This is a genomic window from Kyrpidia spormannii (genome assembly GCF_002804065.1).
Taxonomy (GTDB): Bacteria; Bacillota; Bacilli; order Kyrpidiales; family Kyrpidiaceae; genus Kyrpidia; species Kyrpidia spormannii.
Map to the genome: position 1 here is coordinate 228,568 of NZ_CP024955.1, position 18,970 is coordinate 247,537.

Annotated in this window: 17 protein-coding genes and 2 riboswitches; of the genes, 14 read left to right on the plus strand and 3 right to left on the minus strand. The window is 60.6% G+C overall.

The genetic code is table 11. The features are described from left to right. Window positions 1-13 precede the first annotated feature (13 nt). Window positions 14-114, plus strand: a riboswitch (purine riboswitch). A gap of 98 nt (window positions 115-212) precedes the next feature. From guaA to CVV65_RS01320, 8 genes are all read left to right on the plus strand, one after another. Beyond that, the gene (gene guaA, locus CVV65_RS01285) at window positions 213-1,805 is read left to right on the plus strand and encodes a glutamine-hydrolyzing GMP synthase (RefSeq protein ID WP_100666620.1); all 1,593 of its coding nucleotides are present in this window, start codon (window positions 213-215) and stop codon (window positions 1,803-1,805) included. Window positions 1,806-1,821: 16 nt separating this feature from the next. Beyond that, the gene (locus CVV65_RS01290) at window positions 1,822-3,204 is read left to right on the plus strand and encodes an NCS2 family permease (protein ID WP_100666621.1); all 1,383 of its coding nucleotides are present in this window, start codon (window positions 1,822-1,824) and stop codon (window positions 3,202-3,204) included. Window positions 3,205-3,206: 2 nt separating this feature from the next. Beyond that, window positions 3,207-3,386 carry a hypothetical protein gene (locus tag CVV65_RS01295; protein WP_100666622.1) on the plus strand — a complete coding sequence of 60 codons (180 nt, stop codon included), beginning with the start codon at window positions 3,207-3,209 and terminating at the stop codon, window positions 3,384-3,386. Window positions 3,387-3,486: 100 nt separating this feature from the next. Next, window positions 3,487-5,028: a sigma-54 interaction domain-containing protein gene (locus CVV65_RS01300; RefSeq protein ID WP_232796667.1), complete on the plus strand. Its 1,542-nt coding sequence runs from the start codon at window positions 3,487-3,489 to the stop codon at window positions 5,026-5,028. A gap of 257 nt (window positions 5,029-5,285) precedes the next feature. Beyond that, the gene (gene speB / locus CVV65_RS01305) at window positions 5,286-6,251 is read left to right on the plus strand and encodes an agmatinase (RefSeq protein ID WP_100666623.1); all 966 of its coding nucleotides are present in this window, start codon (window positions 5,286-5,288) and stop codon (window positions 6,249-6,251) included. After that, on the plus strand, window positions 6,244-7,617 hold the full coding sequence (locus tag CVV65_RS01310) for a purine-cytosine permease family protein (RefSeq protein WP_100666624.1): 1,374 nt from the start codon (window positions 6,244-6,246) through the stop codon (window positions 7,615-7,617). The genes speB and CVV65_RS01310 overlap by 8 nt, the downstream gene beginning before the upstream one ends. 2 nt (window positions 7,618-7,619) lie before the next feature. Next, window positions 7,620-8,483: a carbon-nitrogen hydrolase family protein gene (locus CVV65_RS01315; protein WP_100666625.1), complete on the plus strand. Its 864-nt coding sequence runs from the start codon at window positions 7,620-7,622 to the stop codon at window positions 8,481-8,483. Window positions 8,484-8,488: 5 nt separating this feature from the next. Next, window positions 8,489-9,169: a cyclase family protein gene (locus tag CVV65_RS01320; RefSeq protein ID WP_100666626.1), complete on the plus strand. Its 681-nt coding sequence runs from the start codon at window positions 8,489-8,491 to the stop codon at window positions 9,167-9,169. Between the two features lie 137 nt (window positions 9,170-9,306). Here CVV65_RS01320 and CVV65_RS01325 read toward each other — a convergent pair whose 3' ends face one another. The 3 genes from CVV65_RS01325 to CVV65_RS01335 all read right to left on the minus strand — a co-directional run bounded on the left by CVV65_RS01325 (window position 9,307) and on the right by CVV65_RS01335 (window position 11,772). Beyond that, window positions 9,307-10,155 (minus strand): c-type cytochrome, encoded by an 849-nt coding sequence (locus tag CVV65_RS01325; protein WP_013074340.1) that lies wholly within the window; start codon window positions 10,153-10,155, stop codon window positions 9,307-9,309. 171 nt (window positions 10,156-10,326) lie between these two features. After that, window positions 10,327-11,157, minus strand: a complete 831-nt coding sequence (locus CVV65_RS01330; RefSeq protein WP_100666627.1) for an SDH family Clp fold serine proteinase — start codon at window positions 11,155-11,157, stop codon at window positions 10,327-10,329. Between the two features lie 120 nt (window positions 11,158-11,277). Beyond that, a complete protein-coding gene (locus CVV65_RS01335) occupies window positions 11,278-11,772 on the minus strand; it encodes a DUF2231 domain-containing protein (RefSeq protein ID WP_100666628.1) in 495 nt (164 codons plus the stop codon). 232 nt (window positions 11,773-12,004) lie between these two features. Between CVV65_RS01335 and CVV65_RS01340 the strand changes: the two genes are divergently transcribed. The 6 genes from CVV65_RS01340 (at window position 12,005) to purB (ending at window position 18,957) form a co-directional block, all read left to right on the plus strand. Beyond that, window positions 12,005-13,846, plus strand: coding sequence for a spore germination protein (locus CVV65_RS01340; protein ID WP_100669091.1), 1,842 nt, complete (start codon window positions 12,005-12,007; stop codon window positions 13,844-13,846). Beyond that, a complete protein-coding gene (locus tag CVV65_RS01345; protein WP_100666629.1) occupies window positions 13,794-14,924 on the plus strand; it encodes a GerAB/ArcD/ProY family transporter in 1,131 nt (376 codons plus the stop codon). Before CVV65_RS01340 ends, CVV65_RS01345 begins: the two co-directional genes overlap by 53 nt. Continuing rightward, on the plus strand, window positions 14,887-16,251 hold the full coding sequence (locus CVV65_RS01350; RefSeq protein ID WP_100666630.1) for a Ger(x)C family spore germination protein: 1,365 nt from the start codon (window positions 14,887-14,889) through the stop codon (window positions 16,249-16,251). The genes CVV65_RS01345 and CVV65_RS01350 overlap by 38 nt, the downstream gene beginning before the upstream one ends. A 68-nt stretch (window positions 16,252-16,319) precedes the next feature. Beyond that, the gene (locus CVV65_RS01355; RefSeq protein ID WP_100666631.1) at window positions 16,320-16,526 is read left to right on the plus strand and encodes a CLC_0170 family protein; all 207 of its coding nucleotides are present in this window, start codon (window positions 16,320-16,322) and stop codon (window positions 16,524-16,526) included. Window positions 16,527-16,644: 118 nt separating this feature from the next. Further along, window positions 16,645-16,746, plus strand: a riboswitch (purine riboswitch). 321 nt (window positions 16,747-17,067) lie between these two features. Next, complete coding sequence (gene purE, locus CVV65_RS01360) at window positions 17,068-17,586, plus strand: 5-(carboxyamino)imidazole ribonucleotide mutase (protein WP_013074858.1); 519 nt, start codon at window positions 17,068-17,070, stop codon at window positions 17,584-17,586. A 54-nt stretch (window positions 17,587-17,640) separates the two neighbouring features. Beyond that, window positions 17,641-18,957: an adenylosuccinate lyase gene (purB, locus tag CVV65_RS01365; RefSeq protein ID WP_100666632.1), complete on the plus strand. Its 1,317-nt coding sequence runs from the start codon at window positions 17,641-17,643 to the stop codon at window positions 18,955-18,957. Window positions 18,958-18,970 lie beyond the last annotated feature (13 nt).

Here is an 18,970-nt window from a genome sequence, read left to right on the forward strand (position 1 = left end):
ATATCCCTGTGGCCGCTGCGTGCAGCCACCGACCCGTATAATGCTGGGAATAGGCCCGGCAGTCTCTACCGGGCGACCGGAAATCGCCCGACTACGGGGGAGTGCGGATTGGAAAAACCATCCCTCTGCCTCGTATACCCATGGGAAAGGACGGTTATGATACCGTTGCTTGGGACTGAGGTGGCGGATGGTTTGTTGTTGGGAGGGAGATCATGGAACCGCACGAATGGATCGCCGTGCTGGACTTCGGCGGCCAGTACAATCAGCTCATCGCCCGTCGGATTCGTGAGTTGCAGGTATACTCCGAACTGTTGCCCCCGGACGTGAACCTCGACGAATTGCGTAGGCGTGGTCCCCGGGGCATCATCTTTTCCGGCGGCCCAAACAGCGTGTACGCCCCGGGGGCACCCGCGGTGGATCCGCAGATCTACGAGTGGGGCATCCCGGTGTTGGGGATTTGTTACGGCATGCAGCTCATGGCGGCGCATTTTTCAGCCCCGGTGGACCGGGCTGCGGCCGGGGAGTACGGAAAGGCCCTCCTCGAGCGGGTGCCGAACCCAGCGTCCGTCTCCGCCGGCGTTTCGGGTCATGCGGCGAATACCCCAGGCTCTCAGCCGGACTTGCTGGACGGGCTGCCCGATCGGCAGACCGTGTGGATGAGCCATGGGGATGTCGTCACCGCTCCGCCCGAGGGATTTGTGGTGGAAGGGCGGACGGACCGGTGCCCGGTGGCGGCCATGCACCACCAGGAAAAATCCCTTTACGCCGTGCAATTTCACCCCGAGGTCCAGCACACCGAGTTCGGCCAGGACATGCTGAGGCGCTTTGTCTACGACATCTGCGGCTGCACCGGCGGTTGGACTATGTCCTCCTACGCCCGGGAGGCGGTGGAGGAGATCCGGCGGCAGGTTGGGGACGGCCAAGTGTTGTGCGCCCTGTCAGGCGGGGTGGACAGCGCCGTGGCCGCCGTTCTCGTCCACCGGGCGGTGGGGGATCGACTGACCTGCGTCTTTGTGGATCACGGCCTTCTGCGCAAAGGCGAAGCGGATCGCGTGATGGAAGCCTTCGCCCGTGGATTCGGTATGAAAATTGTCCGGGTGGACGCGGGAAGGCGGTTTCTCGCCCGGCTGGGGGGCGTTCGGGATCCGGAGCAAAAGCGCAAAATCATCGGGGAAGAGTTCATCCGGGTATTCGAGGAAGAGGCGGACCGGCTCGGGAAATTTGACTTCCTGGCTCAGGGAACGCTGTACACAGATATTATCGAAAGCGGCACCAAAACGGCGGCGACAATTAAATCACACCACAACGTCGGCGGCCTGCCGGAGAGGATGTCTTTCCGGTTGATCGAGCCCCTCAACACCTTGTTCAAGGATGAAGTGCGGGCACTGGGCACAGAGCTCGGAATCCCCGAGGACATCGTTTGGCGCCAGCCCTTTCCCGGCCCGGGTTTGGCCATCCGGATCCTGGGCGAGGTGACGCAGGAGCGGCTGTCCATCCTCCGGGAGGCGGACGCCGTGGTCCGGGAGGAGATCCGCAAAGCCGGCCTCCATCGCGAGATCTGGCAATATTTTGCCGTCCTTCCCGACGTGCGCAGTGTCGGGGTTATGGGAGACGAGCGGACATATGCCTACACCATCGCCATCCGGGCGGTGACCTCCCGGGACGGGATGACGGCTGATTTTGCCCGGATTCCCTATGAGGTCCTGGAGAGGCTCTCCGGCCGCATCGTCGCCGAAGTGCCCCAGGTGAATCGCGTGGTTTACGACATCACCTCCAAGCCGCCCGCCACCATCGAATGGGAATAGAAAGGGGAGATTCACGATGGACAGGTTTTTCCACCTCCGGGAACGGGGGACAAGCGTCGGGACGGAGATTTTGGCCGGGCTCACCACTTTCATGACCATGGCCTACATTCTTTTCCTCAATCCGAATATCCTCTCGGTGACAGGGATGGACAAAAGTGCCGTCTTTTTCGCCACCGCCGTCGGGGCCGGACTCGTCACCATCCTCATGGGGCTGGTGGCCAATATCCCGGTGGCCCTGGCGCCCGGGATGGGACTCAACGCCTATTTTGCCGTGATCGCCGCCTCCAAGGGAGGCATGATGTCTTGGCAAGTCGCCCTTGGGGCGGTTTTTATATCCGGTATCATTTTTATCATCCTGACGGTGACGAAAATCCGGCAGCTTTTGGTGGTGGCGGTTCCCGATGCGCTGAAAATGGCCATCACCGTGGGCATTGGTTTATTCATCACACTCATCGGGTTAAAAACCGGGCAGATCACCGGTGTGCAGTACGTGGGGGGCCCGTCGCAAAATGCCATCGCCGGCGGGGGCACCCCGGTGTTGCAGTTTTTTGAGTGGAATATCCTTCTGACGAACTTCATCCAGAACCGCGGGGCTTTGTTGACGATTATCGGCCTGATCATCATCGCGGTGCTCATGGCCCTGCGGGTGCGGGGGGCGCTGCTGATCGGGATCCTGCTCACCACGGTGATCGGAATTCCGATGGGACAAACGGACCTCTCCAAACTGACCCAGACCCCGATGCTCCCCAGTGCTGAACATCTGGCCGTGGGTCAGCTGGATATCATGGGCGCGATCCACATGGGCTTGATTGAAGTGGTGGCGGTGTTCACCTTCGTGGAGCTCTTCGACACCTTTGGGACCCTCATCGGGACGACCAACAAGGCCGGGCTGTTGAAAGGGCCGGAAGGGGAGAAGACCCTGGGCCGGGCCATGCTCGTGGATGCCACCGGGGTGAGCCTGGGGGCGCTGCTGGGGACCAGCACCATCACGGCCTTCGTCGAGAGCGCCTCGGGGGTGGCCGAGGGCGGGCGTACGGGGCTCACGGCCATCACCACCGGGGTGCTCTTTTTGCTCGCCACATTCTTGCTGGCGCCAATTGCAGCCGTGATTCCCGACTCGGCCACGGCGCCGGCGCTGATCATCGTCGGGGTGCTCATGATCCAGGCGGTGCGGAATATTGATTTTGTCGATCCCGTCAAGGGCATTCCGGCCTTTCTCACCATCGCTCTGATGCCTTTCACCTACAGCATCGCCAACGGTATCTCCGCGGGCATCGTGTTTTACGTCCTGCTCGCGGCCCTGCGAAATCTGTTCACGAAGGAGAAAGAGCCGATCCACTGGCTGATGTGGATTCTCGCCGTGTTGGTGGTGCTGCGGTATATTTTCTTAGGCGTTTGACCGTGAGGGAGATTTTAGCCGGGGTTTGCGCAATCCAGCGCGACCCCGGTTATTTTACGATCAATATTGTTCGGAACATTCCGCGCACCCAAGTGGACGAGATGAAGGCGGAGTTGGAACAGCACCTGCGCGAAGCCGTCCGGGACGGAAAAACGGTAACGGACGTGGTGGGCGCTCTGTAGAGAATCGCTGACCGGTCAAGGTATAATGGATGCACGATACGTCAGGGAACCGGACAGGGCGGTTGGGCGGTGGCCGTTTTCCGAATGGAGGGATGCCAGAATGGCAGGAGACGATCGGAAGGGCCGGGGTACGGATACCTCCGAGCACGGCCAGGGTCTTTCAGGTCAGAGTTTCCCGGCGGACCGAGACGTGCAGCCGGCGCTCTCCGGACAGACCGAGCCGCCGCAGGAACCTGAGTGGGACCCCGGGCCGGAAGAGGAACTGGAGATGATCTTGAACTCCGTGTACGACGACATCGTTATCACCGATGGCCGTGGGGTCGTCCTGCGGGCTAGTCGGTCCTGTCAGCGTGTGTACGGCCGAAGCCCGGAAGAGCTGGTGGGGCAATCTGTTGCGGAACTCGAACGTCAAGGCATTTTTCGCCCATCTATCACTCTGCGGGTTCTCGCCACCGGGACCCGGCAGACGGTGATCCAAACCACGGCCGATGGCAGTAAAAAGTTGGTCACCGCCACCCCGGTGTTTGATTCCGAAGGGCGGATAGTCCGGGTGGTTTCGTACTCCCGCGACGTCACCGAATTGATCGAATTAAAAGAGCATCTCGCCGAACTTCAACAGCAGATGGGCCGGGTCACCCGAGAGCTGGAACATCGGCGAAGCCTGGATACCGAAGTCGATGGACTCGTGGTGGAGAGCGGGGCCATGAAGCGTCTGGTGCGCCAGATGGCCCAATTGGCCAAGCATGATGTCACCGTCTTACTTCGAGGGGAATCCGGGGTGGGCAAGGGCGTGTTCGCTCGCTATCTGCACCAGCACAGCCCCCGGGCCGAGGGCCCGTTTATCGAGATCAACAGTGGGGCCCTTCCGGAATCCCTGGCGGAATCCGAATTGTTCGGCTACGAACAAGGGACCTTTACCGGCGCTCTGAAATCTGGAAAAATCGGGCTCATTGAACTGGCCCACGGGGGAACGTTGTTCCTCGATGAGGTGGGTGATCTGCCCCTTCCCCTTCAGGTCAAACTCTTGAAAGTGATCCAGGAAAAAACCTTTTATCGCGTTGGCGGTCGGGCGCCGGTCCACTCGGATTTTCGCCTGATTGCCGCGACCAATCGCGATCTCGAGGCGTTAGTGCGGGCAGGGGCTTTTCGGGAAGATCTGTTTTATCGTTTAAATACGGTTCCCTTGACGATTCCGCCCTTGCGGGAGCGGCGGGAGGATATCCCGGGGCTGGCCGCATACTTCCTCGAACGGTATAATGCGAAATACCACGCCCGGAAGAGGATCGATCCCGGGGCGCTTCGGCAGTTGGTCGACTATCCGTGGCCCGGCAATGTGCGGGAGTTGGAAAACCTGATCGAACGCCTGGTCCTCCTCGTAGAGGGCGAGGTCATCCAGCCGACCGATCTACCTTTCGGTGATGCTGCGGGAAACGGGCACAGGATGGACGACAACCTGTCGGATCCTCCGTCCCCGGGTTTGGGGGCCCTGCCCTTGCCTGACCTGATGGCGGCCTATGAACGGCATCTGCTTGACGAGGCCCGGCGCCGATGTCGGAGCACCACGGAGATGGCTTCCCTTCTCGGCGTCAGTCAACCGACGGTGGTCCGGAAGCTGCGGCGGTATTTTGGTTCCACGGGCTAGGCCGGGAACTGGCCAGGCGGACTGGCTGTTGAGAAGGGGTGCTGTTATACGAACTTGTATAGGAACTTATACAGATCTGTATAAATTTGACGACCAAGCTGTTCGTTTGCTGGATGGAGCCAGCACCAGACAGCCTCAAAAACCACTTGAATTTCCTGTACTCTGTCCCCACTGACCCTTCAAACCTCTCTTCGATACGTTATGTATTCTAACATGGTACGAATCCTGCATGATCCCTTCGCACAGGAGGGATCGAAATGCCGTATCAACCGAAGGATTCTTTTGAGTCGCCCCGATTTTGTGGGGTTCGCACCTTTATGCGCCTGCCTTATGTGGAACATCTCGACGCCGGAGAACCGATCGATTTTGCCGTGGTGGGGGTGCCCTTCGACACCGGCCAGTCCTATCGCTCCGGCGCCCGGTTCGGGCCGGCCCACATCCGAGATTTTTCCGTGTTGCTCCGACCCTATCATCCCCAGCAGGACATTAACGTTTTTGATTATGTCTCCGGGATCGACTACGGAGATCTTCCGGTGGTGCCAGGGTATATCGAAGAAACGTATCGCCGGATGGTCGAAGGCTTGACGCCACTGCTCGATCGCAGCATTGTGCCCATAGTCCTGGGCGGGGACCACAGTATCACCCTGGGAGAGCTTCGCGCCGTGGCGAAGCGGTACGGCCCCGTGGGTCTGATCCATTTCGACTCCCATTCGGACACTTGGGACAGCTATTTTGGCCAAAAATACAATCACGGGACGCCTTTCCGCCGGGCTGCGGAGGAGGGGCTGTTGGCTCCGGAGCGGGTGATTCAGGTCGGGATGCGCGGGCCGCTGTACGGGCCACAGGATCTCGACGATGCCCGGCAGTTGGGGTTTGCCGTGTACACCACCGACGACTTGCTCGCCATGGGAATTCCCGAGATGATCCGGTTGATCCGGGAGCGCGTCGGGAGCGGGCCAACGTTTCTCTCCTTTGATATCGATTTTCTCGATCCCGTGTACGCACCCGGGACGGGGACTCCAGAGGTAGCCGGTGTCACGGTTGCCCAGGCTCAACAGTTGGTACGGGGACTCGCGGGTCTGAACATCGTCGCGTATGACCTGGTGGAGGTCCTGCCCGCGTACGACAGTGGACAGATCACCGCCGCGGCCGCGGCGAACGTGGTGTACGAATTTATTGCCCTTCTCGCCCTGCAAAAGAGAGGAGGTCATCGGGATGGCTGATTTTACGTCTTCGTTTGGTCAGGACAGTGTGCACCCGGTTCCCCGGGACCGGCGCTCCATGGGCTTTTTTTCCACCTTCTCGCTCTGGGTAGGGGCCAATGTTGTCGTTACCACGGTGTTCACCGGGATGCTGTTGGTGCCGGATTTGCCGTACCTGCAGGCGATCGCGATTATTCTTCTCGGCTCGTTGGTGGGGGGTGTGGCCCTGGCGCTGACGGGCAACATCGGGATGCGCACCGGACTGCCGACGATGATCCTCACCCGGGGGGCCTTTGGCCACCGGGGTGCGGCCCTCCCGTCGGCGGTCAATACGATTGTTCTTATCGGATGGAGTTGGATCCAGGCTTATATGGCGGGGTTGAGCCTCGATCACGCGGTGGAGTACCTGACGGGTTATAGCAATGTGGCCCTGTTTACGATCCTGACGGAGATCATTGTCGTGGTCATCACCATCTACGGCCACCGCGGGATCGAGCGGACAGAGAACCTCATCGCCACGGCGATGCTCGTGTTGTCCGTGGTGGTGTTCGGCTATATGTTCATGAAATTTAACATCGGGAATCTGATTTCTATGGCGGCGAGCGAGCATCCTCAGCTCACAGTGATGGTCGCCTTTGACATCGTCGTCGCCACAGCCTTCTCCTGGTTGTCCTCGGCCTCCGATTATAATCGCAATTGTCGGGCGGAAAGAACGGCCATCGTCGGGACGTATTTCGGCTACAACGTGGCGACTCTGGTGGCCATGGGTTTGGGGGCCACGGTGTCCGGATTCTCGATTCTGGGGAACATGACCCAGACCTATGATCCGACTGAACTAATTGGACAAGCGAATCCTGCCCTTGGCTTTGTGGCGGCGGTGGTCATTTTCCTGTCCGTCGTCTCGACCAACGTCATGGCCCTATACAGCGCAACCATGTCGTATTTGGCCATTTTTCCCGGTCATCGATATTGGATTCCCACTGCGGTGATGGGGATCATTGCCACCGCCGGGGCCATGTTGCAGAATTGGCTCCTCGAACATTTCCAAAATTTTTTGCTCATGGTGGGGACGTTGTTCATTCCGGTGGGGGCGATCCTGTTGACGGATTATTATATCTTGCGCCGCAAGAACTACGACGCCCTGGAGATTGTGACGGGCCACAAGAAACTCTACTGGTACCGAAATGGGGTGAATGTGCGGGCCTATCTCGCCTACATCATCGGGGCGGCGTTCGCGTATTATTTTTCCTACGTCCACACCCTGCCCACCGGGGCGACGGTACTGACGTTTCTGCTCACCTCGGGGGTTTACTGGGTGCTTATGAAGGTAGGGGCGTCGGCCGAGGGGGAGTCCCGGGCGGAGTATGGCCTGGGTGAGGAGGCGTGAGGATGAAGGTTCGCATCGCCGTGGTGCAGGATCGCTATGACGTCGGAGCGGTGGAAGAGAATTTGGCAAAGATGGAGCGGGCCGTGGCCGAGGACTTGGTTGCCGAGTTCCGGGTGAAGAGAGAGGGGCGGGCCAATGGGGAGGAGCCGGCGGTTTCCTCCCCGGATTCGCCGCGGGTTTATGTGTTTCCGGAGTTGTGCGTCCCGGGCTATGAAGCCACGCCGCAAGAGATGGGGGACCTCGCTGAGCCGAGGGACGGTCCCTCGTTCCGTCGCGTGGCCTCCATGGCTCGCCGGGCGTCCGCCTATGTGGTCTACGGATATGCGGAGCGAAGTGAGGACGGGCGGATGTACAATGCTTTGCAGTGCGTGGGCCCGGAGGGATCTTCCTTGGGGAACTATCGCAAAATTCACCTGGCCGGAGCGGAGGGCGAGGTGTTCACGCCCGGCGACGGGTCGGTGGTGTTCGATACGCCCATGGGCCGGGTGGGCCTGATGATCTGTTGGGATCTGGCCTTTCCGGAACTGGCCCGCACCCTCGCCCTGGCCGGGGCCGAGATGATTTGGGCGGGAAGTGCCTGGGAGAAACCCTATGGCGGGCCTTTCCAGCGCTTTGCCGCCGCCCGGGCCCTGGACAATACGCTTTTTCTCGCCGTCAGTAACCAGGTGGGCCAACCTCGGAGCCTGGACTTCTGTGGAGACAGTGCCGTATACGATCCCACGGGGGTATCGGTGACGGGGCTCGGTGAAAAGCCGGGTTTGGCGGCGGCGTGGATCGATCTCGCCGATGTGGATCGGCACCGAAGCCATTTTTATACGATGCTGCGGGAGAGACGGCCGGAATGTTATCATGAAGCGGTGAGGTGATGCCGATGTTTCGACCTCGGAAGATCGTGGATCTCTCCATGCCCATCCGAAGGGGCATGCCGGTCTATCCCGGGGATCCCCAGCCGGATCTGCAACCCGCGGCTACCCTTGACAAGGATGGCTTTAATGTCTCCCATCTTCACTTGGGAACCCACACCGGCACCCATGTGGATGCGCCGTATCATTTTTCCGAGGGCGGCGCCCGGATTGACTCCCTGCCCCTGGAGTGGTTCGTCGGCACGGGGCTGATCATTCCCGTCCCGGGAAAAGGACCGAGGGAATGCATCTGCCTCGAGGAGGTGGCTCCGTGGGTGGAGCGGGCCAAACCCGGACAACTGGTCCTTTTTGCGACGGGATGGTGGCGCAAGGCCGGGGAGGCCGACTACGTTCGCCATCCCTATGTCGAGGTGCGGGTGATCGAGGCACTCCTTGATCGGGGTGTTCGGGTCTTCGGTATCGATGCCATGAACATCGATCCCACCGGGGAAACGGACTATCCCGTGCACCGGGCGATCACCGCGGCAGGAGGGATTATTATCGAAAATTTGTGCAATCTGAACGCGGTGGATTTCGCCGATCCTGTCATTGTGGTGTTTCCCCTCCGGATCGAGGGGGCCGATGGATCGCCGGTGCGGGCGGTGGCCATGGATCTGGGAGATGGAGGTTCGGCGGTTCGGGAGGGGTGATCGGCCGAGAAAATCGGCCGGCAGGAATGCGTGGTTAGAATGAACTATTTGTGGCGAATCGGGGATGCCGGATTGTTCCTGAAGTGGCGGGCACAGGGAGGCTGACCGCCCGCAAGGAGGTCAGCCTCTCATTCAACCTAATTCTGCGGCCTCCCTTTCGGGAAGTCCTTCGATTTTCCAGGAAAATGAGGCCGGTCGTGGGACAAAATCCAGGCCGAGACGTCCCGGGCCTGGGCGTCGGTCAGTGCCCCGGGGTTCTCCCCGCCCATCGGGGCTTTTGGCATGTTCACTTTAACAAAAGCGGCCATCTTGGAGAGATTGGCCATTCCAGCCCCGTCGTTGAAAGAGTTCGGGCCCCAAACCGCGGGTCCCGCCGGGGTACCTTCACCGTTCGCTCCATGGCAGGCGGCACAGGATTGTTGGTACAGTTTCTGACCCTCTTGAAGATTGGGATTGGAGACGTCGATTTTTACATTTTGCCCCCTCCAGGGTGGATTGGTCCCTTCAGGAATTCCCTTGGAGATGTAAGACATGTACATGGAGAATGCCCGCATTTCTGTACTGTCGTACGGAATCGGCTTGCCGTTCATGCTGCGCTGCAGGCATTGGTTCACCCGGTCCTCCAAGGTCGAGATTGCCGCTTCCCGGTCCCGGTACTGCGGATAGACGGAGGCTACACCGACGAGGCTCAACTCCTTCTCGACCGTTCCTGCCTGGGCGTGGCAACTCGAACAGGACAGCTGGTTCCCGACGTTGTTCGGCAACAGTTTCTTGGTGTCGTTCATGAGATCATAGCCAAGTTTAATCGCTTTTCCGTTCTCGTCGTTCGGCACGCTGTCGATACTGGGAGGATTGAATGTCACCGCCGTCGATCCCTCCGGAGAGGGACTTTTCAACGGGGCGGGGCCAGTGGTTGGCGCCGTACAAGCGGACAACAAAACAGCCGCTGCCGCAGCGACAGAGAACAGGGCGATGCGTGAGCCCATGCGGGACGCCCCCCATCACCGGTAGAATATAGTGAAATTCCGACATCACTGTGAAAAAAATACCTGTGCCCGTGAACGTATTATGACATGTTGAGGAGGCGATTTCTTGGGAGGAATGCGCTAGCTGGCATTGGGACATTCGTACTATTTTTTCCGCCAAGGTTATAAGATCTAACGGTTTTGCGCCGGGGGGCGCGGTCGGTGGTAGGGGAGTGGAACATAGCCCACCGTGGGCCGGCGTTGAGGCGGCTGAGGATAGAGGTCCATAAGGGCATAAATCTCTTCGGGCATGTCGGTGCTCACCGGAAGGCCGAAATCGCGCAGCTGCCGGTACATGAGAGGGTAATCGTGGGTCCAGGTTCCTTCGGAGAGGATCTCGGCCAGATCCCGGGCTTGGTTGTCGGGGAAGTGCTCTCTTAACAGACTCGCCACGAATTCCCGCACCTGGTGGATCGCCTTTTCCGCCATGTCCGCCATAATCCAGGTCTCGTCATCGATGTCTTTCGCTTCTTTGGTGCGGGTCAGGCGGAGGATCGATGCCGCGGGCCATTGTCCCAGCTGGGGATCCACCGGGCCCAGCACAGCGTTCTCATCCATGACGATCCGGTCGGCGGCCAGGGCGATAAGGGTACCCCCGGACATGGCATAGTGGGGTACATACACCGTGACGTCCGCAGGATGCGCTTTCAGGGCCGCGGCGATCTGTTCCGCCGCCAGCACCAGGCCGCCGGGGGTATGCAATACCAAGTCGATGGGCATGTCGTCGGGAGTCAGGCGGATCGCCCGAAGCACCTGCTCGGAGTCTTCGATGTTGATGTAGTTGCGCAGGGGCACGCCGAGGAAACTGAGGGTTTCCTGGCGGTTGATCAAGGTGATCATCCGGGTTCCCCGCCTTGTTTCCCATCGGCGGATGGCTCGGATCCGCTGGAACTCCACGGTGCGCTGGTGGACCATCGGCCACAGGAAGGAGATAAAAATCAGGAACCAAATGATGTTGGACATGAATCCCCCTCGTTTCTCGCCGCCTGCCTGATTACGTTGCTTTATTATAAACATGCCCCGTGGCGCGGATGCAATGGATGGGGGACAAAAAAATGCCGGAGGGGTGCATGCCCCCCGGCATCAGTCGTGTTCGCCGTGACTTCCCGGTATCGGTGGATGAACCAGATTGCCGTTCATGGAAACGCCGATGGCCTCTTCATACACCATCTGGCCCCCGTAATAGCCGGTGACCAGCACGGCGACGGCGGCGGCCACGGAAAGGACTGTGTAGGCAGCCTTTCTCACCGGTCCCTTAACAACCTGACGGCGCCAAGCCGCCCAAAGCCGCCACGCTGCGACGATCAGCGCGAGTATGAGGGTTACGTCGGCCAATCGCTCATGGGGTTCAAACGAGGCGGAGATCCCCCGGGCGTCGTGCTCCGGTCCCGTGGCCACGGCCAGCGCCGCCCCAGCTGCGGCGACGAGCCACAGCAGGAGGCCGTGGCCCGGGGGGATCTCCCGATGGCGGACGACGGTGATCAGGTCATAAGCGGCTGCGACGACGATCAACGCGATGGGAAAGTGGACAACAATGGGATGGGGGTGACGAAATAGGTCCAGCAGAAAACCGCTCATGGCTCAACCTCCTCGATGTCTCTGCCCATTCTACCCACCGGGACTAACAGGAACCTGACAGGTTGGTAACAATTCCATAACAACACACGAAAAGGATTTCTCATTCTAAACAGGTTTTATCTCTGATTGCATGGATCCTTTTCCATGGTACACACTAATTCCCAGGCGTGCCGGGGGATGACGGGCTCATGTGGAACCGCCAGGTTGACGGGGCCTGTGGGGGGTGGAAACCGTGTCCAATACTTCAGATCAGGAAGGATCGAAAAAAGGGTGGGGACCGGCGAAAAGCCGCCGAAAGGATGGCTCCTTCCGCCACCCCCTGCCTTTGCTCGGTCGAGGACGGGCCGCCCGGAGTCCCGGCCCCCAGGCCTCCGCCCGGGGGCAAGGGAGCGAAAGCCCGGACACCGGGTCTTCTTCGGGCGGGGACAGATCGGAAGACCGCTCCTCGCAGTCGGCGGCTTCTAAAAGCGCCGGTTCTCTTCTCAGGGATGTGAGCGGCGTAGTTCAGTGGATGCGGGATACCCTCGGACAAAGCGACGATTTTGTCGTGCGGGGGTTTTCGGTGTTCGGACGGTTTCCGGCTGCCCTTTTCTTTTTCTCCGCCATGGTGGAGTTGACCGTGGTGAACGAGGACATCCTCCGGCCCCTCATGGCCGGGCCCGCCCATCCACGGGATCGGAAACTCTCCCCCCCGGAACTGAAAAAGATCCTGCTGAACGAGACCATTTATCATTGCGAGACCCAATTGGAGCCCGATCCTCAAAAGGTGCAGGAAGCGGTGCTTCGGGGAGAGACGGCTATCGTCGTGGAAGGAATGGACGAGGCGATCCTTATCGACACCCGGACCATCGAAAAGCGGTCGGTGGACCAGCCTGAAACGGAACAGGTGATTCGCGGGGCCCGGGACGGGTTTATCGAGCTGATCAGCACGAACATCTCACTCTTGAGGTACCGCCTGCAAACGCCGGATTTTCGCGTCAAAATGATCCAGTTGGGACGGGAGTCGAAGATTAAGACGGCGGTGTGCTATATCGAAGGGGTTGTGAACCCCGAGCTGGTCAAAGAGGTCTGGGAACGCATGTCGAAAATCACCATAGATGCCGTGGAGGCGGCGGGTTACATTGAACAGCTGATCGAGGATCACCACACATCCCCCTTCCCCCAAGTGCAGAATACCGAGCGTCCCGACAAGGCGGTGGCCTCCCTGCTGGAGGGCCGGGTGGTGATCCTGACGGACGGGACGCCCTTTGCCCTGATCGTCCCGGCTGTGTTCGCCCAGTTTCTCCAGACCATCGACGATTATTCCGAGCGGTTTCTCATGGCGAGCATGGTGCGCACCATCCGTTTTGTGGCGCTCATTTTCTCGCTGATTTTCCCGTCCCTGTACGTATCGTTAATTTCCTACAACCCCGAACTGATTCCGACCCGGTTTGCGGTGGCGGTGGCCGGGGGTCGGGCGGGGGTGCCCTTCCCCGCCGTCATTGAAGTGCTCATCATGGAGATTGCCATCGAGGTTCTCCGGGAGGCGACAATCCGCATGCCCGAGCAGGTGGGGGGCGCCCTGTCCATCGTCGGGGCCCTGGTGATTGGCCAGGCCGCCGTATCGGCTGGATTTGCCAGCCCGATCACCGTTGTCGTGGTGGCGCTGACCACCATTGGATCCTTTGCCACCCCCGCCTACAGCGCGGCGGTGGCTCTGAGGATGCTGCGCTTCCCCCTCACCATCCTGGCGGGCATGTTCGGGCTGTATGGCGTGATGATCGGGCTGATCGCCATCAGCAATCATCTCCTGTCCCTTCGTTCCTTCGGGGTTCCGTATTTTAGCCCCTTGGTCCCCACCGACTGGCAAGGGATCAAAGACACCCTCCTGCGCAGTCCGTTGTGGACATTGACCAAGCGGCCCGCCCATCTGTTCACCCGTAACCCGACCCGGGTTGGGAAGAAAACGATCCAAGCGATGATGAGGCCGACCGGAAGTCCGCTACAGCCGTCCAAATACGTGAAGAAAGAGGGAGGGGCCGGTGCCGGGTCAAAAGCAGATCACCACAACCCAAGCGACGGCGGTGGTCATTAGCACCGCCATCGGGGTCGGCGTCCTGTCCTTGCCATTTTTTGCTTCATCCTTGGCCGGATCCTCCGCCCCCTTGGCCACAGTTTTGGGCGTGGTGTTTGTCCTGATCGCTTTGGCGCTCAACACCGTAGTGAGCTTGCGGTTTTCGACCTTGTCGATGGTGCAGTACAGTGAGGAAGTTTTCGGACCGTGGATCGGCCGCATGGCGGGGCTGGGGATCGCGGCTTTGTTTCTCGGGCTCACGGCCCTGGCGGCCCGGGAGTTTGGGGAGATCGTGACCACCACGTTGCTCCACCGAACCCCCTTGGAGGTAATCCTTACTTTGACCTTGCTGATGGCGGCTGTGTCCAATCGGCACGACATCGCCACCTTTGCCTATATCCATTCGTTTTATCTGCCTTTTATTCTGATTCCCGCTTTCATCATGCTTACCATCGCGTTGCGCTATGGAGACCCTTTTCAGGTGATGCCCCTGTACAACGGTGAATGGTGGGGGATCGCCAAAGGGGCTTTGCTCACCGCTTCGTTGTTTCAGGGCGCCTTTATCATCACTGTGCTCATTCCCAGCATGTATCGGCCCCGGGCCGCCTGGATCGCCGTGACCCTCGGAATGGGCATCGTCGGCCTGCTGATGGTCATGGCGGTGGTGGCGGCGTTGACAGTGCTGGGCACCGAGGAGGCGAAGCAGTTTTTCTGGCCGACTCTCGAAATGATCCGATCCATGACTTTGCCCGGCGAGATCTTGGAGCGCATCGATGTTCTGTTGACCATCGTGTGGGTGGTGGCCGTGTACACGACGTTATTTTCGAGCTATTACCTGACCGTCTACGTTTTGGGGGAAATCGTGCGGCTCAAAGACCACCGGCCTTTTGCCTTGGCTGTGCTTCCGTTGATTGTCGGCTTGGCTCTTTTGCCGCAGGATGTGCACCAGCTCTACCGATGGATCGGCCGAGTGGGGTATTTTATCGACGCAGCATCGGTGGGGTATCCCACCATCGTGTTGATTCTGGCCTGGTTGCGCGGCAAAAGGGGGCGAGTGGCGGATGAAGGGTCGACGGTGGCGCCTCCGGGCGGGTCGTAATCGGGATCTGAGGCCGCCCTCCGGAGGCCTGGCTGAGCCGGGGCGGGGGCTGCACGCCCCGGGGAGATGTTTCCGGACAGGGACACGGGTGATGGGGGTCGTCGGCCTCTGTGCGCTCATGCTGCCTCTCCTCACCGGGTGCTGGGACCGGCTGGAACTTGAACAGAGGGCCATGATTCTCGGGATCGCGGTGGATGAAGCCACCCCTGCAGATCTGCGGCAGGCCGGAACGACCCGCAAGTTGAGCCGGCCACCCCGGGGTGGTGGGGCGGCTCCGGTGCGCCTGACCGCCCAGATCGCCGTGCCCGGGCGGATACCTTTGGGGCCGGGCGATGGCGGCGGCGGGGGGAGCGGGGGTGGGGGCGGAGGAGGCGGAGCCGCCGGGCAGCGCCCGGTGTGGGTGCTTTCTGCCTCTGGATACACCATGGAAGATGCGGTGTCCAACTTGCAGAATCAGGTGGCCGAACCCCTTTTCTGGGGGCACCTGCGCATCCTCATCATGTCCGAGGCTGTGGCCCGGCGAGGGCCCTCGCCGATCAGCGATTGGTTGCGGCGAAACGCGGAGATCCGGAGGACCTTGTGGCTCACGGTGTCGAGAGGGGAAGCCGGGGCACTGATGCAGGCGACGCCGCCCCTGGAACGGGTTCCGGCCCTCTATCTTTGGAGCGCCCTCGCCAAAGCCCAACAGCTGGGGCGATTGCCTCTCGGCCATGCCAACATTTTTTGGCGGGCGCTTTCCACCACAGGGCAGGAGCCGAGCCTGCCCTACCTGGAGCTGCGCCAGCAGCAAAATATTTTCATCCGAGGCTTGGCGTATTTTCGTGGAAACCAGATGATCGGTACCCTGAACCCCTGGGAGGTCGGGGTGTTCATGACGGTGAAGGGTCTCAACCCCGCGGGGTACAGCGCCTATGTCCAGGTGCCCGGCACGGGTCAGTTTGTCATGATTCGGTCCACTTTGAGGAAATCCCATCTCGAGGTTTTTTGGGCGCAAAACCGGCCAGGCATCCGGGTGCGCAGTCATGTGGAAGCGATGGCATTGGAGAAAACCGGGAGACAAATCAATCTCAGTTCCGTGGCTCAGATGCGGGCTGTGGAAGCTTCGGCCGCCCGGGATCTGACTCGGGAGATCCAGGATCTGATTGGCCGGACCCAGCGGGACCGGTGTGACATCTTCGGCTTTGGCGAGTTGGTTCGGGCCCAGATGTACGACTATTGGCAGCACAACGTCCGCACCAAAGCGGATTGGGACCGGATCTATGCCGAGATGCCGGTGGAAGTGGAGGTAACCGTGAATCTGCGCCGCACGGGCACGTTGAACCGGTAACGCCCGCCCCGGGAAAAACACGGCGTGCGGGGCCTTGGCGGCCAGAGGGCACAGAGAGGGGGGCGATGATGGAAGCTTGGTGGAGCGACGCCGGGTATATCTCTGCCCTGTTCATTCTCACCGGTCTTGCGGTACTGCGGTTTGACGTCAGACCCTTTACAGACCGCCATATGGTCCGGGAGGCCGCCTGGGCCCGGGGGATCGGATGGCTGAATGTAGCCGCCGGCATTCTTCTGTATATCGCCAGGTGGGTTCACGATCGATGGTGGTTTTGAGTTCTGAACGGTCCGGATCGGCGAGAATCCGAACATTCCCGGAGCCGAGCCGTAGAACGTTCGCCTTTTCGTTGACAGGGGAAGAGGGGATTGATAGACTGAAAGGGCGCAAGGAGAAATCGACAGGTTGAGGCGAACTCGTATATCCTCGGGAATCCGGCCCGAGAGTCTCTACCCGGCGACCGTGAATCGCCGGACTACGAGGAAGCCGAGCCGCGCAAGCTGCTGTCCTGTCCACTTCCCGTTTGCCCGACACTCGCCCCTGGTTGGCGCACCGATGCCGCTTGCGATCAGGGGGTGCCTCAAGGGTTCGGGTGCCCTCAGTTTCCCGGGGGGCAACCGGGCTGCGGTGAGGTATGTCATGGGGAGTTGAGCCACGACTTGGAGTGTGGGCGATGGGGATGGGTGGGAGGGCGGGAACGGGTCAGGATGCCCGGGCGGCAGGTTTCACTCGGGGGAGCCTGGAGCCTGGGTTTTCTTGTGAAGGGACCTCACTGGTGGAATTCTATAGAAAAAACTTGGCGACCTAGGAGGGAACAGCGTGAGTCAGCGGGTACTGATCGTGATGGGCAGTGATTCGGATCTCAAAGTCATGAAAGGGGCCTGCGATGCCCTCGATGCTCTCGGGGTCGAATACGAAGTTCGCATTTCTTCGGCGCATCGGGTGCCGGACAAGACGGCCCGGCTGGCCCGCGAGGCGGCGGCAGGCGGCTTCGGAGCGATTATCGCCGGGGCCGGCGGGGCGGCTCATCTCCCCGGGGTCGTGGCGGCGAATACGGTGCTGCCGGTCATCGGCGTCCCGATTGAGAGCGGGGGCCTAGGTGGAGTGGACGCCCTGTATGCCATCGTGCAGATGCCCCGGGGGATCCCCGTGGCCACCGTGGCCGTGAACGGGGCGTACAACGCCGGGCTCTTGGCGGCACAGATTCTGGCGGCGGGCGACCCGGAGTTGGGCCGGCGCCTGGTGGCGTACCGGGAATCTTTGGCCGCCCAGGTGGAGAAAAAAGACGACGACCTGCAGCGCCTGGGCGTGGCGGGGTATTTGGCCGGGCGAGCCTAGAGGCCCGCAAGAAGGTCGGCTTCGGGATCGCCGGTCAATCAAGGAGGGATTCGGGTGATACCGCGGTACACACTGCCGGAGATGGCGGAGATTTGGACCGAACAGAACAAATTTCGCATGTGGCTGGAGGTGGAGCTTCTCGCCTGTGAGGCCTGGTCGGAGCTGGGCGTGATCCCCCCGGAGGATGTCCGGGCCCTTCGGCAGAACGCCCGCTTTGACGTCCGGCGCATCGCTGAAATCGAACGGGAAACCCGCCACGATGTGGTGGCCTTTACCCGGGCGGTATCCGAGTCTCTCGGGCCGGAGCGCAAATGGGTCCATTACGGCCTGACGTCGACGGATGTGGTGGACACGGCGTTGTCGGCTTTGCTAAAGCAGGCCAACGAGCGGATCCTGCCAGAAGTGCATCGTTTGATCGAAACACTTGCACAACTCGCGAAAAAATATAAATATACTGTCATGATGGGCCGCACCCACGGGGTTCACGCCGAACCCACCACCTTTGGGCTGAAAGCGGCCCTTTGGTATGCCGAGATGCAGCGCAACCTGAAGCGGCTGGAAGAGGCGGCGGAGCAGGTCCGGGTGGGGAAAATTTCCGGGGCCGTGGGGACCTACGCGAATATCGATCCTTTTGTGGAAGCCTATGTGTGCCGGAATCTGGGCCTCGAGCCGGCCCCCATCTCCACCCAGACGCTCCAGCGGGACCGGCACGCCCACTACATCGCCATGATCGCTCTCACCGCCACGACCCTGGACAAAATCGCCACGGAGATCCGGGCTCTGCAGAAGACGGAGGTCCGGGAGGTGGAAGAGCCTTTTTACAAAGGCCAAAAGGGTTCGTCGGCGATGCCCCACAAGCGCAATCCGGTCAGCTGCGAGCAGATCTCCGGCCTGGCCCGAGTATTGCGGGGGTTTGTGGTGCCCGCCATGGAAGATGTGCCCCTGTGGCACGAGCGGGATATCTCCCATTCTTCCGTGGAGCGGGTCATGCTGCCGGACGCGACGATCCTCATTCATTATCTACTTCGCAAGATGACGGGGATTCTTCGGGATTTGACGGTGTTCCCGGAGAATATGCGGCGCAACATGGACAAGACCTTTGGGTTGATTTACTCCCAGCGGGTGCTGTTGGCCCTCATCGACAAGGGCGCCACCCGGGAGAAAGCTTACGACGCCGTTCAGTCCCGGGCCATGCAGGCCTGGGAGGAGCAGCGGCCCTTTCGGGAGCTGCTGGAGGCCGACCCGTGGATATCGTCGCAGCTCGGCCGGGAGGAATTGGACGATTGTTTTGATCCCAAGTGGCACCTCAAGCACGTGGATGAGATTTTTGAGCGGTTGGGGCTCGATGACGACCCCAAGGCGCGGGACTGAGAGGCACACTTCA